Annotated in this window: 6 protein-coding genes; 4 read left to right on the forward strand and 2 right to left on the reverse strand. The window is 64.8% G+C overall.

The window, feature by feature from the left end:
* The first annotated feature begins 216 nt into the window (after positions 1 to 216).
* Positions 217 to 561 (forward strand): hypothetical protein, encoded by a 345-nt coding sequence (locus RTP54_RS17450; RefSeq protein WP_112833304.1) that lies wholly within the window; start codon positions 217 to 219, stop codon positions 559 to 561.
* An 88-nt stretch (positions 562 to 649) separates the two neighbouring features.
* On the opposite strand, the gene RTP54_RS17455 is transcribed toward RTP54_RS17450, so the two are convergent.
* Positions 650 to 1,786 (reverse strand): ABC transporter substrate-binding protein, encoded by a 1,137-nt coding sequence (locus RTP54_RS17455; RefSeq protein WP_312365023.1) that lies wholly within the window; start codon positions 1,784 to 1,786, stop codon positions 650 to 652.
* A gap of 14 nt (positions 1,787 to 1,800) precedes the next feature.
* Positions 1,801 to 4,062 (reverse strand): TonB-dependent siderophore receptor, encoded by a 2,262-nt coding sequence (locus RTP54_RS17460; protein WP_312364575.1) that lies wholly within the window; start codon positions 4,060 to 4,062, stop codon positions 1,801 to 1,803.
* Between the two features lie 144 nt (positions 4,063 to 4,206).
* On the opposite strand from RTP54_RS17460, the gene RTP54_RS17465 reads away from it, so the two are divergent.
* The 3 genes from RTP54_RS17465 to RTP54_RS17475 form a co-directional block, all read left to right on the forward strand.
* Positions 4,207 to 4,959 (forward strand): AraC family transcriptional regulator, encoded by a 753-nt coding sequence (locus RTP54_RS17465; RefSeq protein ID WP_312364577.1) that lies wholly within the window; start codon positions 4,207 to 4,209, stop codon positions 4,957 to 4,959.
* Between the two features lie 309 nt (positions 4,960 to 5,268).
* Positions 5,269 to 5,619, forward strand: a complete 351-nt coding sequence (locus RTP54_RS17470; RefSeq protein WP_112811858.1) for a hypothetical protein — start codon at positions 5,269 to 5,271, stop codon at positions 5,617 to 5,619.
* A 451-nt stretch (positions 5,620 to 6,070) separates the two neighbouring features.
* On the forward strand, positions 6,071 to 11,846 hold a 5,776-nt coding region (locus RTP54_RS17475; protein ID WP_312364580.1), incomplete at its 3' end, for a beta strand repeat-containing protein.

The following is an 11,846-nucleotide window of genomic DNA, read 5'->3' on the forward strand; positions in this document are numbered from 1 at the left end:
ATCTAGGCGACGGATGGTTAACAAAAGGTTAACGCCGACCTGTCGCTTCTCGCAGGCGGGCCTTGTGGAGGCCGCGCAAGCCACCGTTTCAAGGCAATCGCCAAGGAGAGATTTTTATCCCGCGGGAACCGAACTGACGCCGATGACGTTGTCCGGTGCGGTGGCAATCGCCCCGTTCTCAATCGGAAGTTCAAAGGCGGAAGGTAACACCCTCAGATGGCGTCCAAACATCTCGCAGCACTGCTGATATCGTCGCTCGCCTGCGCAGCACCTGCGCTTGCCCAGACCCCGACGGCTGAAGACCCCGCGGTCACCGCCTGCAAGGCGACCGGTCTCGTCGCGCTCAAGGAGCATTCCTCCGACATTACCGGCCTGGTACTCGATCTGGAAAGCCTGGCAATCACCGCCGCCGACACCAAGGTGGAGGACGTTCCGGTCAAGACCGTGATCCTCGGCGAGGCCTATATCGAGCGCGGCGGCACGGCCGGCAAGGCCGACCGGTTCGTGTGCCTTCTCGGCGAGAAGGGCAAGGTGCTCCTGACGTTCTTCACGGCGAAATGATTGCAGGCGACAGCGCCGCAGCCGGACAGACGGATGTTGCCGCCCTCGCCCGTGCCTGCGCTGCTCTGTCAGGGCGGCCCGTCAGGTCTCAGTCCTCGACGGCGTCGCCGCTGGCAATCCAGAACGTGCCCGTGAGCGGTACGGTCAGGAAGCGGCTGTTGACCTCGTCCAGTGTCGCCTGGGCATCCACCGTCGAGAGGCGGTCCGGATGAAGATGGCGCGCCAATGCCTCGAGCCCGACGATATGGAGGGGCGTGTGCGTGAAGAGATGCCACAGGGCAAAGGCGCGACCGTCCTTGACCGCCGCGATGGCGGTCAGCTCGCGGCGCGCCAACAGGCTTTCCAGCCCCTCGATCGCGCGCGGCCGGCTTACGCCCGGCCCAAGGCTCAGCCCCTTGCCCGCCTCGTTCACGGCGGTCGGCAGGTAGATGTCCGGATTGCGGACAATCACCGCTTCCAGGCCCAGTTGTCCGATGGCGCCGGGCAGGCTCTCCGAACCGATGTTGTGGCCGCCCGCCAGACCGATCAGGCCGTCGAGCGCGCCGCGTCCCGCCGAAAAGCAGCACTCCGGCCGATTGGCGAAGGCATGCAGAAAGACGCTCGGCCGCTTGAGGGCCACGTCCGCGCCATCGAGCGCCAAAGCCAATCGGCGCAGGCGCGCCTCGTAGAACTCCGCAAAGGCGTCGGCCTGCGCCGCCTTCCCCGTCAGTTCGCCGATGATGCGCAGGCTCGGCACGGTATTGGCGATCGGATCGATGAAGAAATCGACGATCACGACCGGGATGCCCGCCTCCTCGAGTTGGGCCAGTTGCGGCGGGGCGGAGCCCGTGTCACCGAACCGGAACGCATCGAACCGGCTGAGGATGACAAGGTCCGGCTGCAGTGCCAGAACCGCCTCCACAGACATCTGGTCGATGCTGCCATTCGCCACCACGGGAATGGCATCGACCGCGGGAAACCGTTCGCGCAGCAGATCCCGCTGATAGGTATTCGCGCCGCTGTCGCCCCATCCGACCAGCAGCGAGACCGGATCGTCGTGGAGCAGCGAAAGCGCATCGAGCGTCACCCAATGGCCGAGCACGATCCTTGTCGCCGGCTTGTCGAGCGTGACCACGCGGCCGGCAATATCCACCACCGTCACGGGCGCGGCCAGCGCCGGGGCGACCGGCGACAGGCACGACATCCCGAAGAGCAGGAAGCAGGCGATCAGTCGGAGCCCGCTCATCGCCACTTTTGTGCTCAAAACGAAATCCTCATCGTCGCCGTGACCGTCCGTCTTGATCCCAGCGTGCAGCCGGGAACATTGCCGCATTGCGTCACATAATATTTGTCGAGAAGGTTCGTCGCGTTAACCTGGAGCTGCGGTCCCGCCGCGCCATCCCTCAGGGCGCCGACATCGAAGCTCAAGGCCGCATCGAGCAGGGCATAGGACGGTATCTTCACGGTGTTCGCTCCGTTGAATGTGCTGCCGACATACCGCACGCCTCCACCGAGCGTCAGCCCTTCGAGCAGCCCCTGATCGAACCTGTAGTCGGCCCAGAACGATGCCTGGTCCGTGGGCGTCGATGCCAGCCGGTTGCCGACATCGGCCGCAACCGAGCTTGCCACGACACGGTTGTCCAGATGTGCGTAGGACGCGATCAGTGCGAGCTGATCGGTGACGTTGCCCCGCGCCTCCACTTCGAAACCGCGCACGCGCACGACGCCGACCTGGCGACGAAACAGCGGGCTCGACAGGTCCGCCGTCGGCGTATTGGTCTGCCGGATGTCGAAGACGGCGGCGGTCAGAAGCGCGTCGAGACCAGCCGGCTGGTACTTGACCCCCGCTTCGACCTGACGCCCGACAAGAGGGTCGAAGGCTGCGCCATCGACCCCGGTTTCAGCCGTTGGCTTGAAAGACGTCGAATAGCTGACATAGGGGGCAATTCCGTTGTCGAACAGATAGCCGAGACCGGCCCGTCCGCTGAAAGCCTGGTCTTTCGCCACGGTCGCCGACCGCGCGCCGGTCGACACGGTCTCAAGATCGGTGTCGATCGAAGACCAGTCATAACGCGCCGAAAGCGTCGCCATCCAGTTGTCGAGCGCGATCTGATCCTGGGCGTAGATGCCGAACTGCCTGATGCGCGCATCCTTCTTCTGGAAGTTGATGCCGGGATCGGCGATGGCGACGCCATAGACCGGGTCGAAGATGGAAATCGGCGCAGCAGGGCCGGCGCCCGTGTCGTACTGGCTCTGGTCGTTGCGGTAGTCCGCGCCCACGATCAGGTCGTGCGACAGGCTTGCGGTGTCGAACTGCGCCTCCAGCCGGTTGTCGATCGCGAAGGCCTCGGCGCTGCTGTCGATGCGGAACGCCCGGCGGTTGAGGCGCGGCGCGACCGCCGGGTCGGGATCGATGATGAGCTCGCCGCTGCGGTTGAGCGCGCGCAGATAGAGATCGTTGCGGGTGAAGCGCACGCTCTGGTGCAGGCTGAACGTTTCGTCGATGCGATGATCGAAGATGTAGCCGATCGAGGTTTGCTCGCGCTCCAGCCGGTCGAAACCGGGCTCGCCGGAATATCGACTGAACGGCAGCTTGCCATAACCTGGAACCGCCCGAAGCGTCCCGTCGGTCGGCAGATAGTTGAAGCTGGTCTTGGCCCCCTTCTCCCTGGCGTGCTGGGCCAGAAAGGTGAGCGACGTGTCCTCGGACGGCTGCCAGGTCAGCGCCGGCGCGATGAACAGCCTGTCGTCTTCGATGAAATCGACCTGGGTGTCGGCCGCGCGCGCCAGGCCCGTCAGCCGGTAGAGGAACGCGCCCTCGGCGTCGATGGGGCCCGATAGATCGAAGGCGCCTTGTTTGCGGTCGAAACTGCCGGTTTGAAACTCGATTTCGCGAAGAGGCTCGTCGGTCGGGCGCTTGCTGACAAGGTTGACGATGCCACCGGGGCCGCTCTGGCCATAAAGCGCCGACGACGGCCCCTTGAGGACTTCGATTCGCTCGAGGCCATAGGGCTCGATAACCGAGCCCGCAAAGCCGTTGCTTGCGGTCGTGTCGGGTAGGGCAAGACCGTCGAGGAAGAAATCCGCCGGGAAGCCGCGCACCAGCGTGTAGGTATCGAAGCGGGACGCAGTGCCATACTGCTCGGTAAAGACGCCTGCGGAATATCTGAGCGCCTTGCTGACGCTGGTCGCCCCCTGCGCCCGGATCTGCTCGGCCGGGATGACGGTCACCGTCTGGGGGATCTTGATGACCGGCGTGTCGGTCTTTGCTCCGGTCTGCGTGGCCGTGGCCGCATAACCACCCACGGCTTCCCAGGCCCTGTCGGTGACACGGCCGCCCTTCACCGAGATCGCCTCCAGTTCGGTCGTCTTGCCATGGTCCTCCGCGAGCGCACCTGCAGCCGGCGCCAACATGCAAAGGACAGAAAACGGAAGGGCGGCATATCGGGATCTGGCCGGTCGCGGGTGGTTCATTTCGGTCCTGTTGGAGTGCGTAAAGGCGGCGGGTCTGCGGCTGTTCATGTCGTCCAAATCCACAATCATGACGGTATTAATCAAGTTTACAAAAGTGCCCGAGCGAAAGCGGATCAATGTGGGTTGCGTTCGGATCAAAAATGACCCAAGGAGACGCGTATTGACCGAACCTGCAGCAAACGGGTCACTCGCTTGGAAACGATAAGCCGCATTGCCATCGTCGAGGACACCCCAAGGCCGGTAGCCATCGCGACGCACACGTTTCAGGGCGAGGCACGGACCCGCTGGCACAGCCATCGGCGCACGGAGTTTATCTATTCGACCACCGGGTTCCTGACGCTGACGACCGGGCGCGGCAAGTGGTCCGCACCGTCGGGTTACGGATTGCTGGTGGCGCCAAACGTGCTGCACGAACTTGCCGGCTTCGGCATCGTGGACATCGGCGCCGCCTTCTTTGCCGATGATCAGGTCAGGCCTACGGGCGAGACGGAGTGCGAGATCCTGCGCGTGTCGCCACTTCTGCAGGCGACGCTCGGTGCGCTGGCCCAGGAGCCGGCACTTTACGATCTCTCCGGCCGGGCCGGCCATCTGGCGGCGCTGGCCGAATACGAGATCAAGCGCGCCGAGATCATCGGCTCGGGACTGCCGCTTCCCACGCATGCGCGGCTGAGAACCCTGTGCGATGAGCTGGCAGCAACGCCCGACAATGACTGGGACCTGGACGAACTGGCCGCCATGACCGGTTTCAGCCGCAGCACGCTGACGCGCAAGTTTCGATCCGAGACCGGGCTGAGCATCGCCGAATGGCGCCGCCGCTCGCGACTGGTGCATTTCCAGACCCTGCAGGCCTCGGGCGTGCACCCGGCCCGGGCGGCAAAGCAGGCGGGCTACGACAACTACAGATCGTTCAGGGACATGAGCCGCCGACTTGGCGCTGCGCGCTGACCCGCCAGCCTCATCGCCTTGCCGGAAGATTACCGGAGCGTGACGAATTTGTAATTATAATCCAATGACTTGCGCCACCAAAATGTCACGATTGGCTCACATTTTCACAGGCATCGGAACGGCACGAACCAGCAGGACTTGCTTAGGGAACACCGCCCGAACAGTCGAAACACCCCAGCATCTCACATGTGGGCGCAAACGCCCGCAAAGGACATGTAGCGACCGCTGCGAACCGTCTGGCGACGGATCGCAAGGCTTCTGCTCGGCCTGGCGATCCTGCCGGATGCTGCACAACCAAGGAGAAAGATCATGAACAGCATTGCAAAGCTTTCCGTTATCGCAGCGCTTTCCGCCATCTCATTCGGCGGCATCTCCTACGCAGCAGGCACTGCGATGAACTGGCCGGCGGAAATCGAGCAGACGGTACACGGCTTCAAGGGGGACAAGTTCGAGGTGGTCAATATCGACACGCTCGACAAGCTCAGCGAAACCCGGACCTGGATCGACCAGGCAACCCCCGCCCAGCTTTCTGCTCTGCACAAGGCCGTCGACGGCAACAAGGAGCTTGTCGGCAAGCTGAAGGCCCAGAATGTCGAGCTCACCAACATCGTCGGAGCGGAACAGGCGGCCGATGGCAGCCTGACGCTCTACATCAAGTAGTACCGACGACGCTTGCGCCATCGCCCTTTTCCGGAAGAGCGATGGCAGCTCGCCGAAGATCCGCGGACCGGGTGCACATCTTGCGTGTGCGCCCGGCTCCGCACGAGAAGCTACACGTTCACGCAGACATGCAGGCACGTGCGAAATTTGTGCTGTTCCCACTTCCGCTTGGTGGCGCTCGATTGAGTAAGCACATACTAACATAAACCTCCGCTCTGAGGACCGCGCGCGGTCTCGCGCCATCGTTCGCAAAATTGCGACGATTCCCGCTACAATTGCAGCCTTGCCACTTGTGGATGTCGCGTGCATTCACTACTCATCACAACCTGCCTTCTCCGAACATTGCGGAGCGCTGACGGGAAGTCGCGCGACCGACAGACGCGCAAGCGTCGGATCATCGGTCATTTCTCTGCCATCACGGCCGCAGGGGGCAAGGGTTTGGGAGAGACCAATGGTAGCGCCGCGCATTTTAAACCGCAAAGACTTGCGAACCGTCCTGCGTCGCACGACGGCGCTGACGACTGTCTCCCTGGTCACACTCTCGCTGTTCGGCCCTGCCTTGGCCGATGGCGGCGCCGGAGGCGACGGCGCGGCGGGCGGTACGGGCTACACCGGCAATCCGGGTGCAGCCGGGCTCTTCGGCGCCGGCGGCGGTGGCGGGGCCGGCGGTGGCAATGGAGGCGGAAGCGGCGGCTCGGGCGGCAACTCCGTAACATCCGACGGACAACACGGCTCCTCCTCGTCCGCGAGCGGAGGCGGGGGCGGGGGCGGCTACAATGGCAACGGCGTGGGATCTGCCACGGTTGTCAATACCGGTACGCTTTCGGGTGGGCTGGGCGGAAACGGGGGCAATGTCTCTGACTTGGCTGGTTTTGCCGGTGGGGGCGGGGCCGGGGGATATGGCGCCGTCGCAACCGGAAACGGCGTCCACTCCAACACAGGAATGATCCGTGGCAGCAATGGAGGCAACGGAGGAACAGCGACGAACCCCGCATATGCGGGCAATGGCGGCGACGGCGGCATCGGCCTGCTATTCACCACGGCAGGAGCGACACTAACGAACTTTGGTACAATTCAAGGGGGGGCCGGCGGCGCATCTGCGAGGGCCGCAGGTCGCAACGGCGCCGGCATCGTCGGCACGGGCCTGACGATCATCAACAGCGGTACGATAAGCGGCGGGCCTGGCGCTCACGCGATCGATTTCACCGGCGGCGCCAATGCGCTCACCTTGCTGAATGCCACCTCCGGCCTTTCCGGCGGCATCGGCGTCACCGGATCGCTCGACTTCATCCAGCCGACGAACACCACCGTCTGGAATGTCATTTCCGGGACCGGTTCCGTGAGCAAATCAGGCGCGGGAACGCTGACGCTCACCGGCGCCAACAGCTATTCAGGCGGCACTTCCCTGCTTGGCGGGCAACTGGCCGTTGCAAACGACATCAATCTCGGCGCCCTGTCCGGCGGCCTCGTCTTCAACGGCGGCACGCTCGCGACCACCGGTACGTTCACCAGCGCCCGCGCCGTCACGCTGAGCGGCACCGGCATCTTCGACGTGACATCAGGCACGACACTCGGACTGTCGGACACGATTTCGGGCACCGGCGGCTTGATGAAGAACGGTGCGGGAACGCTGTTGCTCTCGGGCGCCAACACCTATTCCGGCGGCACGACGGTCAATGACGGCATTTTGAGGAAAGACGGCGTGAATGGGCTGCCGGGGGGAGCCTTCACGGTCAATGGCGGCGTGCTCGACCTTGGCGGGTTTCTGATGCAAGGCACGACGTCACTGTCCGGCACCGGCGGCACGATCGATTCCGGGCCCGGGCTGGTCATCTTGTCGATTGATCAATCGACGACGACGAGTTTCGACGGAAACTTTGTCGGTGATTTTGCGATCACCAAGACGGGCAGCGGCAGCCTGACACTGAACGGTGTCGTCGACGGCATCGGCACCGGCATCAACCTTTCGAGCGGAACCCTTGTTCTCAACGGCGCCAACACCTATGGCGGCGGATCGGGCAGCACGGAGTTCGGCGACGCCAACCTGGTCGTCGGCAACGACGCCGCACTGTCGACGAGCCGCGTCGCCGTGAACGGCGTCAACTCGAATCTTTCGAGCAACAGAACCGTCACGCTCGCAAACACCTTCGATGTCAACCGCGACGCCAATCTTCGCGTCTCGGGTGCGAACGACCTCAGCCTCACCGGCAACATCGGGGAAACCGGCAGCGGCCCAGGCGGCGCCGTCGTCAAGAGCGGCACCGGCGCGCTGACGCTTGAGGGCACCAACAGCTATTCCGGCGGCACGGTGCTGTCGGGCGGGCGGCTTTCCGTCTCCTCCGACAACAATCTGGGGGCCGCTTCAGGCGAACTCACTTTCAACGGCGGCACGCTTGCGGCCACCGGTACATTCAACAGCGCCCGCGCCGTTACGCTGAACGGCACCGGCATCTTCGACGTGACAGCAGGCGCGACGCTCGGACTGACGCACACGATGACGGGCACCGGCGGCCTGGTGAAGAACGGCACGGGAACGCTGTCGCTGTCGGGCGCCAACACCTATTCCGGCGGCACGACGGTCAATGCCGGCGTCCTCAAGAAGGACGGCGCGAGCGCCTTGCCCCAGGGATCCTTCACGGTCAATGGCGGCGTGCTCGACCTCGGCATGCCCTCCTATTCGACGCAGAACATGACATCGCTTTCCGGCACCGGCGGCACGATCCATTTCGGTACCAACCTGGTGATGCTGACGATCGACCAGTCGACCGCAACGAGTTTTAACGGAGACTTCACCGGGATTGCCGGTGCGATCAGCAAATCGGGCACCGGCAACCTGACGCTGAACGGCGCTATCGGCGGTATGGGCACCGGCATCGCCCTGTCGCAGGGAACACTGGTTCTCAACGGCACCAACACCTATGGCGGCGGCTCGGGCAGCACGCTGTTCGGCGGCGCGAACCTTGTCGTCGGCAACGACCGGGCGCTGTCGACAAGCCGCGTCACCATCAACAATGCCGGCGCCGACCTTTCGAGCAACAAGGACGTCACGCTCGCGAACAATTTTGTCATGAGCCGCTCGGTTGGCGCCAGCCTTTCGGTCTCGGGTGCGCACGATCTCACCCTGACCGGTATCGTCAGCGAGAGTGGCTCCGGTGGCGGTGGCCTCCTAATGAAGAACGGCACCGGCACGCTGACGCTTGCCGGCAACAACAGCTATTCCGGGGGCACGGTGGTTTCGGGCGGCAGACTTCAAGTCTCGGCCGACCGCAATCTCGGCGCGCTCTCCGGTGGTCTCACCTTCAACGGTGGCACGCTTGCGACCGCAAACACCTTCGACAGCGCCCGCGCCGTCACCCTGACCGGCGCCGGCGCAGTCGAGGTCGGCGGAAACGCCGCAGTTGGTCTGACAGGGCAGATTACAGGCGCTGGAAGCCTGCAAAAATCCGGCACCGGCCTGTTGCGCCTGACCGGCACCAACACCTACCTCGGCGGAACCGAGCTTCTGGGCGGCGCGATCGAGGTCGGCTCCGACGCCAATCTCGGCAATGCCGCGGGCCGCCTGAACTTTGGCGCAAGCGGCACGCAACTGTCGGTCACGCAAAGCTTTGACACCGGTCGCCTGTTTGCCGCCCAGGTCGGCACGCAGGCGGAAATTTCGACAGGCGCCGGCGTCGCGCTTGGGCTCACCGGGGGCATCGATTTCACTGGCGCCACATGGACGAAGACGGGCGCAGGAGCGCTTCGCCTGGCCGGATCCGGCATCAAGACCATCGACGACCTCAGGATCGCCGGCGGCAGCGTGCTTGTTGACGGCGGCAGTGTGACAACCGGCCGTGTCGATGTCGGCACGACCGCCGGCCCTACCCGATTGACGGTCAGCAACGGCGGCACACTCAAGACCACGAACCCGACGGGCACCGGCACGATCGCGCTCGGCAACGCGCTTGCGACGGGCGCACGCCTGACCATAGGCGCAGAGGTCGACACCCCATCGAGCCCGACGGCAGCGACTGCTGCCGGACAGGTGCTGGCCGATGCCATCCGCTTCGGCCATGCCGGCGCCGCGCTCGATTTCAACCATACCTCGAGCGGCTATCAGCTGGCGTCAGCCCTTCAGAGCGGAGCCAACGGCCACGGGATCATCAACCACTACGCCGGTGACACCACACTCTCCGGCAACAGTTCTGGCTTCAGTGGCGCCGTCAATCTGGCCGGCGGAACCTTGCGCGTCAACGGCGCGCTCGGCGGAACCGTCGATGTGGCAGACGGCGCAACGCTCGGCGGCTCCGGCACGGTGGGCAACACGACCGTTGCCGACGGCGCCCGGCTATCGCCCGGAAATTCGATCGGCACGCTGACGATTGCCGGCAATCTGGCGCTCGCGTCGGGCGCGATCCTCGACTACGAACTGGGGAGCGCTGGAACCGTCGGCAACCCGTCTCTCGGCAGGAGCGACCGGATCGACGTCACCGGCAATCTCGTTCTCGACGGCACCATCAATTTCGCCCAAAGCAGCAACCCGGCGGATGGCACGTCCGGTTTTGGCTACTACCGCCTCATGACCTATGGCGGCATACTCACCGACAACGGCCTGACGCTGGGCACGTCCCCGACCTTCGCCGATCCGTCGCGGCTGCAGCTTCAGGCGGGCGGCGGTCGCGTCGATCTCTTCGTCGCATCGCTCGGCAACGACCAGCTGCAGCATTGGCAAGGCGGCGACGGCACCTGGAATGCGACGAATACAAATTGGCTGAACATTGGCGCAGGCGCGCCCGCCGGCATCGTTCCGGTCGACTGGCACGGCAACACGGCCGTCTTCAAGAACGAGCCCGGCGGCTTTTCCGGCGGCAAAATCGCCGTGTCCGGCGGCCAGACCGTCAGGGGCCTGCAGTTCGTCGACGAGGGCTATCGCCTCGCTGGTAGCGGTACGCTCGCCACCGCCGCCGGCGGCACCGAGATCCGGGTTCTCGCCAACCGCGCGGAAATCGCGACGACGATTGCCGGCACGGGCGGCCTAAACAAGACCGAGGCTGGCACACTCGCGCTCACCGGCACTAACAGCTATTCCGGCGGCACGACGATCCTCGGCGGCGCGATCGAGGTTTCAGCCGACGTCAATCTTGGCGCCCTCAGCGGAAGCCTGGCGCTCGATAACGGCACGCTCTCGACCATCGGCAGTTTCGACAGCGGCCGCCTGGTTTCCCTCACCGGCCAGGGTGGCTTCAATGTCGCCTCCACGACGACGCTCGGACTGGCCGGAGCCGTCAGCGGCACCGGCACGCTCGTCAAGACCGGAGCCGGGACGCTGAAACTGACCGGGACAAACGGCTATGCCGGCGGCACCTCGATCCTCGGCGGCGTGGTGCAAGTCTCGACGGACGCCAACCTCGGCGCCGTGAGCGGCGGCCTCGCGCTCGACAATGCAGCGCTTTCGACCACCGGCACATTCGACAGCGCCCGCTCCGTCTCACTCATCGGCCAGGGCAGCTTCAACGTCGCCTCCGCAACGACGCTCGGCCTGAACGGAACCGTGAGCGGCACCGGATCGCTCGTCAAAACAGGCGCCGGAACACTGAAGCTGACCGGGACGAACGCCTATGCCGGCGGCACCTCGATCCTCGGCGGCGTCGTCGAAGTTGCGGCGGACGCCAGTCTCGGAGCTGCAGGCGGCGGCCTTGCACTCGACAACGCCGGACTTTCGACCATCGGCACCTTCAACAGCGGCCGCTCCGTTTCGCTCAACGGCCAGGGCGGCTTCAATGTCGCCTCGGCGACGACGCTCGGCCTGAGCGGAGCCGTGAGCGGAACCGGATCGCTCCTCAAGACCGGCTCTGGAACGCTGAAGCTGACCGGGACGAATACCTATGCCGGCGGCACCTCGATCCTCGGTGGCATCGTCGAAGTGGCGGCCGACGCCAATCTCGGCGCTTCGAGCGGAGGTGTCACGATCAATGACGCAGCACTTTCGACCAGCGGCAGCTTCGACAGCGCCCGCTCCGTTTCGCTCACCGGCCAGGGCGGCTTCAACGTCGCCTCCGCAACGACGCTCGGGCTGAACGGGACCATCAACGGAAGCGGATCGCTCGTCAAAACAGGCGCCGGAACACTGAAGCTGACCGGGACGAACGCCTATGCCGGCGGCACCTCGATCCTCGGTGGCATCGTCGAAGTCGCGGCCGACGCCAATCTCGGCGCTTCGAGCGGAGGTGTCACGATCAATGACGCAG

This window comes from Ensifer sp. (genome assembly GCF_031989085.1).
In the GTDB taxonomy this organism is placed as follows: domain Bacteria; phylum Pseudomonadota; class Alphaproteobacteria; order Rhizobiales; family Rhizobiaceae; genus Ensifer.